We start from the raw sequence: 16,293 nt of genomic DNA, 5'->3' as shown, positions 1-16,293 counted from the left end.
GTCAGCCTACTTGGCTGGCCGTTAAGAGGGCCGATTTAGAGACTATGAGCGACCTTACGTTCAATAAAGTCGCGGGCGCCGTGCTTGCGACCGGCCTGGCCATTGTGGGCCTCCGTGAAATTTCTTCGGGCGTCTTCGCCCAGCACGCCGTCGAGAAGCCGGGTTATGCGATCGAGGTCGCTGAGGAGGCGGGCGCTGGCGGCGCTGCGGCCGAGGCGCCGATCGACTGGGGCACGGTGCTGCCGATCGCCGACGTCAAGGCGGGCGAAGCGGTATTCGCCAAGTGCAAGTCCTGCCACACCATCGAAGCGGGCGGCGCCAACGGCACCGGCCCCAATCTTCATGGCATCCTCGGCAAGAAGTCCGGCCAGCACGCCGGCTTCGCCTACTCGCCGGCCATGATCGAACACGGCACCCACGGCGTCTGGACCTTCGAAGAGACTTCGGAATTCCTGAAGGCTCCGCAGAAGCACCTGTCGGGCACCAAGATGACCTTCGTCGGCCTGAAGAAGGCCGAGGACCGGATCAACCTGCTGGCCTATCTGAACACCCAGGGCTCGAACCTGCCGTTCCCGGCTCCGAACCCGGCCGCCGCCGCAGCTCCGGCTGCGGAAGGCGCCGCTCCGGCGACCCCGGCCGCCGACGCTGCTGCGGCTCCCGCCGCCGCGGGCGCGGCCCCGACGGCCGCAGCGACCCCGGCTCCGGCCGCCGCGCACTAAGTCTTTCTAATAACGGCGGAAAGCGGTGGGTTCGCCCACCCCCGCCGCGACGTAACGAGCCCTTGTCACCGACAAGGGCTCGATTGCTGTGGCCATATGGTGCGCGTTGGCGTGCACGATCGACTGGCCGTCCAGCATCATCGCCACGTGCCCCTTCCAGAACACCAGATCGCCGCGCGCCAGCTCGCCCTCGGCCACCGCCACGCCGCCCAGCGCCTGCTGGTCGGTGTCGCGCGGCAGGGCGATCCCGCAGGCCCCAAAGGCTTGCTGGGTAAGGCCCGAGCAGTCGAGACCAAGGCTCTCGCGCCCGCCCCAGAGGTACGGCGTCCCGACATAGCGCAGGGCCACGGCGGCGGGATCGGTCTCGAACACGCCGATCGGCGCCAGGTGATCCTCCACAAACCAGCCGATACCGGCGGCCTTGGCGAAGCGCCCCTCGCGGGCCTCGACCTCCAACAAGCTGCCGAGAGAGTACGGGCCGAGCGCCCGCGACTTGATGCTGGGCGCCTCGAAGGCGTAGGTCCGCAGCGCCGATACCTTCACATTTGGCGCGCCACCGGCAGGTTTCAGCGCCGATAATTCCACAAACCCGACATATCCGTCGCGGCGAGCCTGGCCCCAGGCGTAGCCGTCCTGCTCGTCGACGACGTCAAACCCTTCTCCGCAAAGGAGTTGGTCGACCTGCTCGGCCCCGACCTGAGGGCTGCGCAAAATCCCAGCGGCAGGTTTGTTGGAAACCAACCGGCGCCTGTCGGCATAGCGATCGGCGGCGACGATAGCCTCCAGATCGCGGGCGGCGAGGTCGCCGCGGGCCAGGGTCACGCGCGGATCGAAGCTCATGCGAAGCGGGCCGCGATCATCGCATAGAGGGCGCGGATCGACTGCGCCTCGCCGCCCGAGGGCCAGCCGGGCCGGCCGCGCGGGTTCCAGGCGAAGATGTCCAGATGCACCCACGGCCCGCTCGGCGCGAACTTCTGCAGGAACAGGGCGGCGGTGATCGACCCGGCCTGCGCCCAGGCGTCGGAGTCGTTCTTGATGTCGGCGACGTCGCTGTCGATCGAGTCGACATAGCCCTTCCACAGCGGCATCCGCCACAGCGGGTCGGCGACCGCCTGGGCCGCGGCCTCGATCTGCGCGGCCAGCTCGTCGTCGTCGGTGTAGAACGGCGGCAGCTGCGGGCCGAGCGCCATGCGCGCCGCGCCGGTCAGGGTGGCCAGGTCGATGGTCAGGGCCGGCTCCAGCTCGCCGGCGCGGGTCAGGGCGTCGGCCAGGATCAGGCGGCCCTCGGCGTCGGTGTTGCCGACCTCGATGGTCAGGCCCTTGCGGCTGTCGAGCACGTCGCCCGGCCGCATGGCGTCGCCGGAAATGGCGTTCTCGACCACCGGGACCAGGATCGCCAACCGCACGGGCAGGCTGGCCGCCATGATCATCCGGCCCAGCGCCAGGGCGTGGGCTGCGCCGCCCATGTCCTTCTTCATGTTGCGCATGCCGGCCGCGGGCTTGATGTCGAGGCCGCCGGTGTCGAACACCACGCCCTTGCCGACCAGGGCGATCAGCGGCTTGCCCGCCTCGCCCCAGGTGATCTCGATCATCCGCGGCGCGCGCTCGGGCACGGCGGCGCGGCCGACGGCGTGGACGGCCGGATAGTTCGCCTCCAGCAGGCCCTCGCCGGTGATGACGGTGATCGAGGCGCCGTGCTGCTCGGCGATCTCACGGGCGATGGTCTCGATCTGCAGCGGCCCCATGTCGTTGGGCGGGGTGTTGACCATGTCGCGGGCCAGGGCGCAGGCGTGGGCGATGCTGCGCACCTGCGCCACGTCGACGCCCTCGCCGGCCACCAGGCGCGGATGCTTCTCGCCCTTCTTCTTGTAGCGGTCGAAACGGTAGCTCCCGAGCGCGAAGGCCAGGGCGATCTGGTCGGGGGCGATCTCGGCCGGGGCCGAGGCGATGCGGTAGTCGCCGGCCGGAAGCTTGGCGGCCAGGGCGCGGAAGCTCTGGGCGTCGCCGGCCTCCCCCAGCCCCAGCAGCACCCGGTCGATGGCCCCGGCGGTGTCGGGCACGACCAGCACCTGGCCGGCCTTGGCCTTGAAGTCCGACAGCTCGGCGAAGGCCTTCACGAACGCCTGGCGCCCGTCGAGGAAGCCAGCCAGTTCCTTGTCGCACAGGGCGTGGACGGGAACAGCGCCCTCGGCGTGGTCGACGACGACTTCGGTCATGGCGCTCTCCGGGCGGCGAGAATTATGCTTAACGCTTCCTTTAAACGGGCGGGGGATGCTGGCCGCAGTCACCCGGAGCCCGTCACTTCATGTGTCGCATGTCGGCCCTCGCCGCAACCGCCCTCGCCCTTGCTCTCGCCCCGGCCCTGGCGAGCGCGCCCGCGCACGCCGCGCCGTCGGAGAAGCCCGCCGCCGCGCCGCGCAAGGCCAGCGCCCAGGAGCGCGCCCAGATCGCGCGGCTGGACCCGCTGGCGCGGGCCGCCTTCTGGGCCAACGAGGCGCAGATCGACGCCAACGACGCCGAGGCCGGGGTGAAGCTGGCCCAGGCCCTGCGCCAGATGGGCAACTACAAGGACGCCCTGGCCGCCGGCGAGCGCGCCCTGATCGTCGCGCCCGACAATGTCGAGCTGCTGCTGGAGGTCGCCCGCGCCCAGGTCGGCGCCGGCCAGGGCTTCTACGCCATCGAGCCGGCCCGCCACGCCCAGAGGCTGGCGCCGCGCGACTGGCGCGTCCCCTCGCTGCTGGGGGTCGCCTACGAACAGGCCAGCCGCTACGACGAGGCGCTGGCCGCCCATCGCCAGGCCCAGGCCCTGGCCCCGGACAATCCCGTCGTGCTGGGCAATCTTGGCATGTACTACGCCGCGCGCGGCGACACCGCCCAGGCCGAGGCGATGCTGCGCCAGGCCGCCGCCAAGCCGGACGCGCCGATCGCGGTGCGCCAGAACCTGGCCCTGGTGATCGGCCTGTCGGGCCGCATCGACGAGGCCGAGCGCCTGGTGCGCCAGGACCTGCCGCCGGAAATGGTCGAGAACAACCTGGCCTGGCTGCGCAGCGCCAAGGCCCCGGCGGCGGGCGCTAGCGGACGGTCCTGGGAGAGCCTGCGGACGCCGTAGGGGACACCGCTCATCCCCGCGTAGGCGGGGACCCATGCGGGGCTTGGGCTTGGCTGGCCTTAGCCGGGATGAGCGTTTGAGGGGTGTCGCGAGCCTGACGCACACGGCGGGCAAGCTGGCGCCATGCGATTTGCGCCGCTCGCCCTGGTTCTCGCACTGGCCGCGGGCGACGCGGCCGCCGCGCCGCCGATCGAGGCGGCGTTCGGCAACACCGTCGTCTCGACCTTTCCCGACGGCAAGAGCCAGCACATCTGGTTCGACGAGGACGGCGGCTACACCGCCAGCGGCCGGCGGGGGCAGCGCTCGAGCGGGCGCTGGAGCCTGCGGGCCGACGAGATCTGCCTGCGCCAGCTGCGGCCGTTCCCCGCCCCGATCCTCTATTGCACGCCGGTCCCCAAGGACGCGGCGACCGTCGCCTGGACGTCGAAGGCGCTGGACGGCCAGCCGGTGCGACTGAAGCTGGTGCGCGGACGGTTCGGGCCGTGAACGCCGTTCCTTCCGGGGTGTCATCCCGGTTTGCGAAGCAAGACCGGGACCCATGAACACCGGATGGGACAGGCTGCGGCCCGGCGACGGCTAATCTTCAGACTCTGACGCGAATGGGTCCCGGTCTTCGGCTGCGCCGAAACCGGGATGACACTGGGATGACGCGGGGATGAGCCCCCGTCAGGGCTTCAGCACCGCGCGGCCGTGGATCTTGCCCCCGCGCAGGCGCTGGTAGACGTCCACCGCCTGGTCGAGGGGGAAGGTCTCGATGTCGGCCTTGATGGCGCCGGACTGGGCCAGGGCGATGACCTCCATCAGCTCGGTGCGCGAGCCCCAGTAGGGGATGCTGACCTGGGTGCCGTAGGGCGGATTGTTGGCCGAATAGCTGAGCACGCCGCCGGCCAGGCCGACGATGGTCAGGCGGCTGGCGCGCCCGACGGTGCGCGCGCAGAGATCGACGGTCGGCTGGGCGCCGACGAAGTCCATCGCCACGGTGATCCCGCGCGGGCCGGCGAGGTCGGAGATCTCCTCGGCCGCCAGGTCGCCGTCGCGGGTGTTGATGGTGTGCGCGACGCCGAGCTGGCGGGCGTGGGCCAGCTTGGCCTCGTCGATGTCGCCGGCGATGATCTTGGCGCTGGTCAGGGCGCGCAGGATCTGCACGGCCATGTGGCCGAGGCCGCCGACGCCGAGCACCAGCACCGTGGCGTCGGGGGTCAGCAGCGGCAGCGCCGTCTTGATGGCGTGATAGGGCGTCAAGGCCGCGTCGCTGAGGGGGGCGGCGGCCAGCGGGTCGAGGCCGCCGAGCGGAACCAGCAGCCGCGCCGAGGGGACGATCATGTACTCGGCCATGCCGCCGTCGGAGCCGAGGCCGCCGCCGTAGCTGGGGATCGAGGCGTGGCGCTCGCAATAGTTCTCGGCGGAGGACTGGCAGGTCTTGCACTGACCGCAGCCCCAGGGACCGTAGACGGCGACGGGATCGCCCTCGCGCCAGCCGGCGACGCCCTCGCCGAGTTGCTCGATCCAGCCGGCGTTCTCGTGGCCGAGGGTGAACGGGCCAGGCACGCTGAAGCCGTGGTCGAGGACGTGCAGGTCGGAGTGGCAGACCCCCGCCCCGCCCATCCGCACCAGCACCTGGCCGGGGCCGGGCACGGGCCTCGGGATATCGACGACCTCAGGCGGGCGGCCGGACTCGATGAAGCGGACAGCCTTCATGCCGGGACTCCTGGTTGTGGAGCGGTGAGTTTGGGCGCGTGGCGGAGGGGAAGGCAATGGGGGGAACTGCACCTGCCTGGGGCTGCTGTGAACAGTGGATGAGGGCACACAGACTCGTCCCGCAGAGGAACCAAAGGGCCAACGCTTAAGAACACTTAGCCGTCGGCCGATCCCCGGTCGTCGAGAGGCCGACTGCTCGCTGGAAGTGCATCTGAAAATGTTGCAGACAGAACGTTGGCCGGGGAGGGTCCTATGTTTAGTCAGCAAATTCAGCAGCTATCGACCCTACGCGATGAACATGATGAGATGCTCAAAGCACTCGACATCATGCTTACAACAAGCAAAAATTTTCGCGACATAAATCGAGAACGACCGCTTCAAGAAATACCCGTCGATGGACAAGAATATACGGTTACAGAAGCAATAATTTACGCAAGTCGCGCAATTAGATCGTTCAAGTCAATTAGATTGCTGCGCGGAAGCTTGGTACCAACCAATCACTTCGCAGAACTCATTAATATAACGCAGATATTTCATGGCCTAATCGGCGAACTATGGTCGGCATTCCATGACATCCAGACTGTGGGGTCCGAGTTCAAGCATCAGACCGGGTCGAGACTATTAACTGAAAATGACAATGTAGCCATTGATCTCACGCAAACGGTCAATCGTTTAGTTCAGGAGACAGAAAAACTCCTCACGCACATAAGCGTCATCTCAACATTCGCGATCATATCCAACAACCTTACAGACGATCCAACTCAAGACTTGGTTCGAGATGATACTGCCGCCGCCATGGAAGCCCTGAAGAACGCCGAATTGGCGGCTGGAGAGGCAGGCGACATCGCTCAACAGATGCAGGCTTCAGCGGCACGCGCGCAGGCCGTTAAGAGCGAACTTGAGGATCAACTCACCCGCGCCTCGGAAGTCGCAGCGACAGAGTTGGGGAAACTCGAAGCCGCCGTTGCTTCGGTGAGCGAAAGTGTGTCCAAGGCCACCGCAGACGCCGCCGTTGCCGCCTCCAAGCGCGAAGAGACGGACCGCCTCACCGCGCAAGCACAGGAAGCCTACAAGGCGCTCTCTAGCTTTCAAGCAACGCTTCAAACCACACAGAAAAGTGTCGCGGACATTGAGGCTCGGGCTCTAGACGTTACGGCACAGTTCGAAAATCAGCGCGTCAATGTGGGCGAGTTGCTCTTGCAGGCCGAGCGCATGGTCAGTGGGTCTACGGTCGCGGGGCTCGCCAAAGCTTTCGATGATGAACGTAAGGTACTGGACAAGAGTATGAACGGAGCATTCTGGGGCTTCATGTTCGGCATTTCTCTACTGTTCATTACAAGCGGCGCACTAGCCGCATACATCTTAAATGTCCCGATTGACGGATGGGAATGGCTCACGAAGCGTGGAACTGCCGATCCAACGCTAGCTCAAGTCCTATCTAGATCTGTAATCGTGATAGCACCATTTTGGCTGACGCTCTTCTCAGCTCGCAGATACAGAAGCTTGTTCGATCTGCGACAACAATACAGTCACAAATACAACATGGCCTTTTCGATGGACGGCTTTAAGACCCAAGCACCTAGCTTCGCTGAGAGCATCGCCGCATGGGTCTTCACCATCGTAGCGGCAAACCCAGTGCTTCCGAGGGCGGGCCACGCCATGGATACTGCTCCGCCTTTGACCGTCCAGGGCATGATGAATGATGCTCGGAACGCCTACGACAAGGTCATGGGCAAGGAGTAGCGGCCGCCCAGACAGCGACTAGCATGTAGCCCCCGATTGCAGAACGCCGATAACATACTGTATGTTCGAAAAATAACAGGCCGCGAACAGCGGCCGTTCGGCTTTGACCGGGCGGTCGCCCTGGCGGCAACAGTCTGATCAAGTTGGGGAATTTTGCATGACGGCGGTGACTGAGGCGCCCGTGAGCGCCAAGCGGCAGATCGACAAGCAGGCGCTGCTGGCCAGGTACATCGCCGAGCGCGACAAGCGGCTGCGGACCGACGGCAACGATCAGTATCAGCAGCTGACCGGCCGCTTCGCCCACTACGCCCTGGACCCCTATACCCCCGTGACGGAGCGCGAGCCGCTGACCGACCACGTGACCTTCGCCTTCGTCGGCGGCGGCTTCGCCGGGCTGGTGACCGGGGCGCGGCTGGCCGAGCAGGGCGTCACCGACGTGCGCATCATCGAGAAGGGCGGCGACTTCGGCGGCACCTGGTACTGGAACCGCTATCCGGGCGCGCAGTGCGACACCGCCTCGATGATCTATATGCCGCTGCTGGAAGAAACCGGTCACATGCCGACCGAGAAGTACGCCCATGCGCCGGAGATCCTGGCCCAGTGCCAGCGGATCGGCAGGCAGTTCGGGCTGTACGACAAGGCGCTGTTCCACACCGAGGTGACGGACATCGCCTGGGACGAGGCGCATTCGCGCTGGGTGATCTCGACCAACCGCGGCGACGCCTTCACCGCCAGCTTCATCGGCCTGGGCACCGGGCCGCTGCACGTGCCCAAACTGCCCGGCATTCCCGGCATCGAGGGCTTCAAGGGCCACGCCTTCCACACCAGCCGCTGGGACTATGACTATACCGGCGGCGATCCGGGCGGGGCGCTGATGGAGAAGCTGGCCGACAAGCGGGTGGCGATCATCGGCACCGGGGCGACCAGCGTGCAGGCGGTGCCGCACCTGGCCAAGGCCTGCAAGGAACTCTACGTCGTGCAGCGCACGCCGTCCTCGGTGGACGTGCGGGCCAATGCGCCGATCGATCCGGACTGGTTCTCGGGCATCGCGACGCCCGGCTGGCAGCAGCGCTGGCTGGAGAACTTCACCGCCAACCAGGCCGGCGGGAACGCCGACGAGGACCTGGTGATGGACGGCTGGACCGACCTGTCGCGGCGCATCCGGGCCAAGATCATGCAGCTGGCGCCCGAAGACCGCACGCCGCTGAAGATGCTGGCCGCCTATGAGGACTCCGACTTCGAGAAGATGGAGGAGATCCGGGCGCGGGCCGAGGCGGTGGTTTCCGACGGCGAGACGGCCGAGAAGCTGAAGGCCTGGTATCGGCAGCTGTGCAAGCGGCCGTGCTTCCACGACGCCTATCTGCAGGCGTTCAACACCCCGGGCACGGTGCTGATCGACACCGACGGGGCGGGCGTGGAGGCGATCACCGAGAACGGCTTCGTGGTCGGCGGGACCGAGTACGAGGTCGACTGCATCATCTACGCCTCGGGCTTCGAGGTCGGCACCGACTATAAGCGGCGCTCGGGCTTCGAGGTGGTGGGGCGTGACGGGCTGACGCTGTCGCAGGCGTGGGGCGAAGGGATCAAGTCCAAGCACGGGATCCACGTGCGCGGGTTCCCGAACGCCTTCTTCGTGCAGCCGACCCAGGGCGCGAACCTGATCTCGAACATTCCGCACAACCTGACCGACTCCGGCCGCACGATCGCGGTCACCGTCAAGCACGCGCTGGACGGCGGGCATCGCGAGGTCGAGGTCAGCCAGGAGGCGCAGGACGCCTGGGTCGCGCTGATGCTGAGCGGCATGGGCCGGATGATGGGCGCGCCGGACTGCACGCCCGGCTACTACAACAACGAGGGCAAGGACCCGGGCCCGGCGGCCAAGCTGAACGTCGGCTATCCGGCCGGGGCCAGCGCCTACTTCCAGTACATCGACGGCTGGCGGAAATCGGGCCGGTTCGAGGGGCTGGAGTTCCGCTAGGAACGATCTTCTATTTTGGGGCGTGACGGCCGCTTCAACCGGTGTCCACTTGAAGCTGTCACGCCCCCCTGCCCGCGGCGAAGCGGTCGTCGAAATCGCGGGAGAGATCCCCGAGCGTGACGGCCGCGAACCGCGCGGCGATCAGGTCGCGGGCCTGGCTGAGGGTTTCGGCTAGGGCGCCGTTGACCGCCTGCTCGACCAGGCATTCCGGGTGGTCCTGCGACTGGCCGATGGCGAAGAGCTCGGGCTCGTCCAGGGCCGCGTAGATGTCCTTCAGGGTGATGGCGTCCAGCGGCCGGGCCAGCGCCCAGCCGCCGCCGTGGCCCGGCTCCGAGGCCACCAGGCCGTCGCGGCGCAGGCCCGCCATGGTGCGGCGGACCACGACCGGATTGGTCGCCAGCATCTGGGCCAGCTGCTCGGACGTGGCCTTGCCGCCCAGCCGGTCCATGTGGATCAGGGCGTGCAGCATTCGCGAAAGTCGGCTGTCGGTGCGCATGGCCTTTCATATGCCCCCTTGAGCCAATCGTAACAACCGCAGTTGCGCATTTCGTTGCCACGCCCATATTCGTAACTTCGATAGTTTCATATGGAGCGGACGATGAACGACGTGATCGTGGTGGGCGGGAATTTCGCGGGCCTGTCGGCGGCGATGCAGCTGGCGCGGGCCAGGCGCTCGGTGCTGGTGATCGACGCGGGCGCGCCGCGCAACCGCTTCGCGAGCGCCTCGCACGGCTTCTTCGGCCAGGACGGCGCGGCGCCCGAGGCGATCATGCGCCTGGGGCTCAAGCAGCTGAGCGCCTATCCGACCTTCGAGTTCGTCGACGGGCTGGCGGTGTCGGCGGCGGGCGGCAAGGACGGCTTTCGCGTGGGCCTGGCCGACGGCGGCGAGCTGGAGGCGCGGCGGCTGATCCTGGCCACCGGGGTGCGCGACGCCCTGCCGGACGTGCCGGGCCTGGCCGAGCGCTGGGGCGTGAGCGCGCTGCACTGTCCCTACTGCCACGGCTATGAGCTGGGCGGCGGACCGCTGGGCGTGCTGGGCGGCGACGCCCACGGCGCGCACAAGGCGCTGCTGATCAGCGACTGGGGGCCGACCACCTACTTCCTGAACGGCGGCCCCGAACCCGACGCCGAGCAGGCCGCGCAGCTGGCGGCGCGCGGGGTGAGCGTCGAGCGCACGCCGATCGCGCAGCTGGTCGGCGAGGCGCCGAAGCTGGCGGCGGCGCGGCTGGAAGACGGCCGCGAGATCGCGCTCGCCGGCCTGTTCGTGGCCCCGCGGACCCAGGCGGCGAGCCCGCTGGCCGAGCAGCTCGGCTGCGCGTTCGACGACGGCATGACCGGCCCCTTCGTGCGCGTGGACGATCGCAAGCGCACCAGCGTCGAGGGCGTGTTCGCCGCCGGCGACGTGGCCACGCAGATGCACAACGCCACCCTCGCCTCCGCCGCCGGGGTGATGGCCGGGGTCGGGGCGCACCAGTCGCTGCTGGGGCTCTAGCTCTCCGCCACCCGCTCCAGCCGGCGCAGGTCGAGCACGGCGAGCCCGCCATAGTCGAGGTCGACCAGCCCCTCCCGCGCGAACTCGATCAGCAGGCCGTTCACGGTCTTGCGGCTGAGGCCGACCATCTCGGCCAGCGCCTGCTGGCTGAGGCGCAGCTCAGGCGGCCCCAGGCGGCTGCGGACCAGGGTCAGCAGCCGCGAGGCCAGGCGCTGGCGCGGCGGCAGGGCGATGGCGTCCGCCGCCATCCGCACCGCCCCACGCAGCTGCAGGTAGACGAGGCCGGCGACCGCGCGCCAGATCTCGGGCCGCACCCGGGCGATGCGCTCCAGCCCGGCGTCGGACACCCGCAGCAGCAGGCTGTCCTGGGCGCAGACGGCGGTGACGATCCGCGGGCCGCCGCCGAAGCTGACGCTCTGGCCGAGCGCGGCGCCGGGCCCGGCCTGGTTGAAGCGCACCTCACGGTCGCCGGGCGCCTGGCAATAGAGATCGACCGCCCCCTCGATCACCGCCAGCAGACCGGTCTCCTCATCGCCCTCGGCCTGGGCCCAGCGCCCGGCGCTCAGCCGCGCCAGCTGGCCCTCGGCCAGCAGGGCCTGGGCCAGACCCGGGCCGTAGGGCGCGAGCCAGCCGGAGGCGTGCAGCACGTCCAATGCGGTCTGACGATCGTCGGTCATGCGACAACTGTAACTTGGGTGACAATCTTCTGCGAGCGGCGTTCCTAGGCTCCAGCCAAGAAACCACGCCAGGGAGGCGACCATGACCGCCATCGTCCGCGAAACCGAAGGCTGCGGCGCCGAGATCGCCAATGTCTCGCTGCCCACCGCCAGCGCCGCCGAGATCGACCTGATCCGCGACACCGTCTATCGCCGCGGCGTCGCCTTCCTGCACGGCCAGCACCTGACGCCCGAGCAGCACATCGCCTTCGCCGAGCAGATCGGGCCGATCGTGGTCAACCGCTACTTCCCGCCCTCGGAGAAGTATCCGCAGATCGCAAAGGTCGAGAAGACCGAGGCCCAGACCACCAATATCGGTGGCGGCTGGCACACCGACCACAGCTATGACCTCGAGCCGGCCATGGGCTCGGTGCTGCTGGCCATCGAGACCCCGCCGAGCGGCGGCGACACGATGTTCGCCGATATGTACGCCGCCTACGAGGCGCTGTCCGACGGGCTGAAGGCGACGCTGGCGGGCCTCAAGGCGGTGCACGCCTCCGAGCACATCTACGGCGCGGACGGCGTCTACGGAAAGACCGACCAGGCGCACCTGGCCGGCAAGACCGACACCCCCAGCGCCGTGCATCCGGTGGTGATCACCCACCCCGGCAGCGGCCGCAAGGCGCTGTACGTGAACCCCGCCTTCACCCTGGGATTCGAGGGCTGGAACCGCGAGGAGAGCCGCGCCCTGCTGGCCTATCTCTACCAGCATGCGGTCAAGCCGCAGTTCGTGCACCGCTTCTCATGGAAGCCCGGCTCGATGGCGATCTGGGACAACCGCGCCACCTGGCACCAGGCGATGAACGACTACCAGGGCCACCACCGGCTGATGCACCGCATCACCATCGCCGGCGGCCCGCTGGCGGCGTAGGGCGGCGGGCGGCGGGCGTAACTTCCGCGCCGGCGGGCGTGGCCGCTTTGGGCTCATTGCGGTCATTTGATAGGTCCGCCTCGGAGCCATCTTCTAGTGTCGACGTCACCATCAAGTTCCCACACAGCCCTCGGGGGGGCAGGAGCGGCGGGCCCTGCATTGAAAGGTGGCCGTTAGCTTCTTCGGTCCAGAGCTTGGCAAAGCCTAGTGTTTGAAAGGGGCGGACCCGGTATCGGAAACGGTCGATCCCACGGTCCGCGAGTGGCGCAGCTTGAAAGGATTGGCAGGGCAGGGTGGTGAGCGGAATCTAGGTGCGGATGCTCCGTGAATGGTGATTGTTGCAGCGGACACACCCCATCAGGCGACTTTGCGAGCCGTCATGCCACTGAGGCCGTCAAAACCAACGAGCCCCTCGAACATCGGCTTGGCCAGCACGTAACCCTGGATCAGGTTGGCGCCGAGGTCCTGAAGAACGCCAAGCTCCTCGGCGGTCTCGACCCCTTCGCAGATGGTCTGGATATTCAAATCGCTTAGCAGGGTGATCATCGACTTGACGATCCGTTGCTTGACCCCGTCTCGGTCGATGCCGCGGATCAGCTCCATGTCGAGCTTGACGATATCGGGTTGGAATTTCGAGAGCAGGCCAAGACCCGCGTAGCCGGCCCCAAAATCGTCGATCGCCGTCTTGAACCCCATCGCGCGATAGGTTCGCAGGATGTTGAGCAGATGATCGGTGTCGAGCTTCTCGTCCTCGGTGAATTCGAAGATGATCTTGTTGAGGGGGAAGCCGGTGTGCATGGCCGTGGCCAGGGTCAGGCGAATGCAGGCCCTGGGCTCATAAACCGCGTTGGGCATGAAATTGATGGAAAGCGACGCGCCAGTTTGGGGCAAGCCTAGGCCGGTGGCCAACTCGATCGCCTTGACGCGGCATTGTTGGTCGAACGCGTAACGGTTGCCGTCGGCGACCTGGCTCAAGACAGAGTAGGCGCCTTGCCGTTCCGTGCCGCGAACCAGCGCCTCGTAAGCGAAGATCGCTTGGCCGTTGACATCGACAATGGGCTGAAACGCCATAGAGAACGGTTGTTCAAATCCGGTTCCGTCGCGGCAGCCCTCGCATCCCGTCGTCATGGTCCCGCTTCCTCAGTCTCTATGCGGATTCAGCTTAGAGATGGTCAGTTTATGGAGTCTTGCGGGCTGTCCGCGAGGACTGCTGAACGTCCGCCAGCTGGCACGAGTCCAATTTCCGCTTCTGGCGCATTCGCGACCAACGCTAGGCGACCTCGCACCGGCCAAGATCCGGACCACTGAAGCGTCTGCGCGGGGGACGGATCTCGCAGCTTCGCCAGAAAGTGGACTCCCCAGTGCGGTCGCTACGCCGGCATGTATGAGACCTGGTAGCGGATCTAGATGGGGGGCGGGCATCCCTCAATTGTGCCAAACGCCGACCTGTAGCGGGGCTGGACATAAGCAATGAACTGATCGGAGCCGAGCACTGCTCCCCAAATTGCATAGCTAGGGACGATGCGGCCGTTGCCACCCACCACCGGTCTTGGCGTTGGATCAGACCACTCCACCAAGATGCCGCCGATCAGTCCTCGACACGTCGTCCCTCCCATCGGCTTTACCCGCATTTCGGAGAATGGCGGGCAACGAGAGGGACCGTCGGACGAGCCCCAGTTTTGACAGACGGAACGGCGAAACGCCTCACGGGAGTTGGGCTCCAAAACCTCGTTGAACGGAAGCGTCGGGGCACCGGGGTTGCCAGGAACGAAAGCTGGAGCTTGGTCCGTTGTGGCGGCCACAGCACCAGCGGCTAGTGTGGCGAGCAGGCCGACCGAGACGGTGGAAGCTATGACAACGCGTCGAAGGGGCATGGCATACGTCCGCAGCGGGGCAGCGCGCGCACGTTAGCGGACGTTTCCAACGCCTGAGAAGGGTCGGATACCGACGGCGCCGCGCTCCCTCAAGCGGACTATCCGCTAGTTCCGCTAGTTCCGCTATCCGCCCTGACGCCTATGTCTCGTCCTGGCGCCGAGCAAACCTAACGAGCGGCTGGGTAATGGGTGGCCAGCAGACTCTAGGCTTCACATTGCCGGTCAAGGTCCGCAATCTCTGCATTCACCTTCGCAGCGGCCCTCGCCTGAGTGACCAAGAAAGTAACGAGCCACAGCACGATAAGCGCCGCCAGGGGCCAGAGCTTCTGAGGCCACCTCTGTCCCGCAGCGATCCAGAGCCCCACCAGGATGACGCTCAGTCCTGGCAGCAAAGGCGCGGCCATTACGATCCATCCTCGTAGGACCGCGTCGCGGCGCAGGGCGAGGCTCTGACGCAGAAAGGCTACAGACGCCGCCGCAACGTCCGGCGCGGGGAGCGCCATCCGATGCCAGCCTAGGACGAGGAACAACACATAGCCGGCGACGGTAAGCCCTCCGCCGATCCGCAACAGATTTGTCGGAGCTGAATAGGCTAGGTAACCGAATAGGCCGACGCCGACGAGACCAACGAGGGCCAGCACGCCTCTCGTCCGACGAGTGCGAGCGAGTTCGGCCTGAACCATGTTCCGCAGTTGGTCGAGGTCCATGTTCTCTCCTTCCGAGGGTTGCTGTTGCCAGAGAGCCTTCACGTCTTCAGTCATTGTGACTTCCCAGAGAGTGCGGCGGACAGGAGCGCCTTCACCCGATAGATGCGTGTTGCGACTGCGCCTGGCGAAAGACCTGTGACGTCCGCAATTGCGCCCGCCTCGAAGTCTTCGAGATAGAGAAGCATCACCTGCCGGTCCGGCGGCTTCAGTCGGTGGATGATGTCCATCAGGCGTTGCCTTGCCTGCTGCTCACTCACGTCGTCCTCGGGCGTTGGCATGATCGCCGGCAGATCGACATGTTCCAGAGTCGTCAGGCGGGAGAGGTGCGCACGCTGCCTTACGACATGCGAGGCGCCCACGTTATGGGCCACCCGATAGGTCCAGGTGCGTAAGCTGCACCGTTCGTCGAAGCTGCTGAGGCTACGCCAAAGAGCCACGTGCATGTCCTGCAGGAGGTCGCGGCAAAGTTCAGGGTCGGCCTCGTAGGCCTTCGACAGGCGGGCCAGCCCGGCTCCGTACGCCTTTGAGGCAAGGCCGTATTGATCCGTCTGCTTCGAGTTTTCGGCCATCGATCCAACGCCCCCCAGATGTAGAGGTAGTCAGGTCGAAGGCGGACTTCTCACAAATCTTTTGTGGGCGGCCTTCCAAGACGGGAGCGAGACGTTCCTGCTAGCGGACCATTGAACGAGTCCGCTTTCAGCCATGCCGCCAATGTCCGCAGGTGGCGCATGGCTGACGCAATGCGGACATGGATATTGCTGGGGGCCTGCTACGGTGGCCCTACGGCGCGACCGCCCTTGAACGGGGGTATCCTTCCCTCCTACAGAGCTGCCGAACAGAGTGAATTGAAAGGACGGCGACATGGCTTTGCTTGACGCGCTCAAAGCTGACCAACTCGCGGCACGTAAGTTGAACGACCGTCTGAAGGCTGACCTGCTGACCACACTGATCGGCGAAGCGACGCAGATCACGACCGAAGAGTTCAAGCGCGGCGTGACGGAAGTCACTGATGAAAAGGTCGCCGCAACCGTCGCGAAGTTCCTCAAGAATACGAAACTGACGCTGGAGAACCTCGCGAGCGAGCGCGCGCGCCTGATCGAAGCCGGTAGCGATGCGTCGAAAGTCGACCAGCGCGCCAAGGCCGCTGAAACCGAACTGGCGATCCTTTCCTCGTATGGCCCAAAGCAGATGACGGAAGCGGAGCTGCGCGAGGCCATCAACGATTTCCGGGCCAAGAACCCCGACGCCAACGTCGGGACCATCATGGCCCACCTGAAGACCAGCTTCGGCGGCCAGTATGACGGCAAGGCCGCCAGCGCGTTGGCCAGGGGTTAAATGGCGGGCGCCGCGGCGGTCAGGAGCTAAGCCCTCCCCGTCGCCCGCAAA

Annotated in this window: 16 protein-coding genes; 8 read left to right on the top strand and 8 right to left on the bottom strand. The window is 66.6% G+C overall.

Annotated elements, in window-relative coordinates:
• The first annotated feature begins 44 nt into the window (after positions 1-44).
• Entirely contained in the window at positions 45-719 is a 675-nt protein-coding gene (locus ASC79_RS09290; RefSeq protein WP_056023185.1) for a cytochrome c family protein, read from the top strand.
• Positions 720-725: 6 nt separating this feature from the next.
• On the opposite strand, the gene ASC79_RS09285 is transcribed toward ASC79_RS09290, so the two are convergent.
• Positions 726-1,559, bottom strand: a complete 834-nt coding sequence (locus ASC79_RS09285; protein ID WP_056023188.1) for a C40 family peptidase — start codon at positions 1,557-1,559, stop codon at positions 726-728.
• Positions 1,556-2,935 carry a M17 family metallopeptidase gene (locus ASC79_RS09280; protein WP_056023191.1) on the bottom strand — a complete coding sequence of 460 codons (1,380 nt, stop codon included), beginning with the start codon at positions 2,933-2,935 and terminating at the stop codon, positions 1,556-1,558. Before ASC79_RS09280 ends, ASC79_RS09285 begins: the two co-directional genes overlap by 4 nt.
• Before the next feature lie 89 nt (positions 2,936-3,024).
• Between ASC79_RS09280 and ASC79_RS09275 the strand changes: the two genes are divergently transcribed.
• A complete protein-coding gene (locus tag ASC79_RS09275; RefSeq protein WP_056023194.1) occupies positions 3,025-3,828 on the top strand; it encodes a tetratricopeptide repeat protein in 804 nt (267 codons plus the stop codon).
• A gap of 123 nt (positions 3,829-3,951) precedes the next feature.
• Positions 3,952-4,314 carry a hypothetical protein gene (locus ASC79_RS09270; protein ID WP_056023197.1) on the top strand — a complete coding sequence of 121 codons (363 nt, stop codon included), beginning with the start codon at positions 3,952-3,954 and terminating at the stop codon, positions 4,312-4,314.
• Positions 4,315-4,494: 180 nt separating this feature from the next.
• Here ASC79_RS09270 and ASC79_RS09265 read toward each other — a convergent pair whose 3' ends face one another.
• Positions 4,495-5,526, bottom strand: a complete 1,032-nt coding sequence (locus ASC79_RS09265) for an NAD(P)-dependent alcohol dehydrogenase (RefSeq protein WP_056023199.1) — start codon at positions 5,524-5,526, stop codon at positions 4,495-4,497.
• A gap of 252 nt (positions 5,527-5,778) precedes the next feature.
• Here ASC79_RS09265 and ASC79_RS21045 point away from each other — a divergent pair, with 252 nt between their 5' ends.
• Positions 5,779-7,269: a hypothetical protein gene (locus tag ASC79_RS21045; protein WP_156378404.1), complete on the top strand. Its 1,491-nt coding sequence runs from the start codon at positions 5,779-5,781 to the stop codon at positions 7,267-7,269.
• A gap of 157 nt (positions 7,270-7,426) precedes the next feature.
• Positions 7,427-9,247 carry an NAD(P)/FAD-dependent oxidoreductase gene (locus tag ASC79_RS09255; RefSeq protein ID WP_056023205.1) on the top strand — a complete coding sequence of 607 codons (1,821 nt, stop codon included), beginning with the start codon at positions 7,427-7,429 and terminating at the stop codon, positions 9,245-9,247.
• A gap of 58 nt (positions 9,248-9,305) precedes the next feature.
• On the opposite strand, the gene ASC79_RS09250 is transcribed toward ASC79_RS09255, so the two are convergent.
• Positions 9,306-9,743, bottom strand: coding sequence for an Rrf2 family transcriptional regulator (locus tag ASC79_RS09250; protein ID WP_056023208.1), 438 nt, complete (start codon positions 9,741-9,743; stop codon positions 9,306-9,308).
• Positions 9,744-9,845: 102 nt separating this feature from the next.
• On the opposite strand from ASC79_RS09250, the gene ASC79_RS09245 reads away from it, so the two are divergent.
• Positions 9,846-10,739, top strand: coding sequence for an NAD(P)/FAD-dependent oxidoreductase (locus ASC79_RS09245; RefSeq protein ID WP_056023211.1), 894 nt, complete (start codon positions 9,846-9,848; stop codon positions 10,737-10,739).
• Here the strand turns inward: ASC79_RS09245 and ASC79_RS09240 are convergent.
• Positions 10,736-11,416, bottom strand: coding sequence for a Crp/Fnr family transcriptional regulator (locus tag ASC79_RS09240; RefSeq protein ID WP_056023214.1), 681 nt, complete (start codon positions 11,414-11,416; stop codon positions 10,736-10,738). The two genes, ASC79_RS09245 and ASC79_RS09240, sit on opposite strands and share 4 nt — an antisense overlap.
• 82 nt (positions 11,417-11,498) lie before the next feature.
• On the opposite strand from ASC79_RS09240, the gene ASC79_RS09235 reads away from it, so the two are divergent.
• Entirely contained in the window at positions 11,499-12,326 is an 828-nt protein-coding gene (locus ASC79_RS09235; protein ID WP_056023217.1) for a TauD/TfdA family dioxygenase, read from the top strand.
• A 357-nt stretch (positions 12,327-12,683) separates the two neighbouring features.
• Here ASC79_RS09235 and ASC79_RS09230 read toward each other — a convergent pair whose 3' ends face one another.
• The 3 genes from ASC79_RS09230 to ASC79_RS09220 form a co-directional block, all read right to left on the bottom strand.
• Entirely contained in the window at positions 12,684-13,454 is a 771-nt protein-coding gene (locus ASC79_RS09230) for an EAL domain-containing protein (RefSeq protein WP_056023219.1), read from the bottom strand.
• A 949-nt stretch (positions 13,455-14,403) separates the two neighbouring features.
• Entirely contained in the window at positions 14,404-14,961 is a 558-nt protein-coding gene (locus ASC79_RS09225) for a hypothetical protein (RefSeq protein ID WP_056023222.1), read from the bottom strand.
• Positions 14,958-15,476: an RNA polymerase sigma factor gene (locus tag ASC79_RS09220; protein WP_056023225.1), complete on the bottom strand. Its 519-nt coding sequence runs from the start codon at positions 15,474-15,476 to the stop codon at positions 14,958-14,960. Before ASC79_RS09220 ends, ASC79_RS09225 begins: the two co-directional genes overlap by 4 nt.
• Positions 15,477-15,768: 292 nt before the next feature.
• Between ASC79_RS09220 and ASC79_RS09215 the strand changes: the two genes are divergently transcribed.
• Complete coding sequence (locus tag ASC79_RS09215; protein ID WP_056023228.1) at positions 15,769-16,242, top strand: GatB/YqeY domain-containing protein; 474 nt, start codon at positions 15,769-15,771, stop codon at positions 16,240-16,242.
• The last annotated feature ends 51 nt before the right edge of the window (positions 16,243-16,293 follow it).

The organism is Phenylobacterium sp. Root1290, assembly GCF_001425305.1.
Lineage (GTDB): Bacteria > Pseudomonadota > Alphaproteobacteria > Caulobacterales > Caulobacteraceae > Phenylobacterium.
This window is presented reverse-complemented; position numbering and strand designations above follow the sequence as displayed.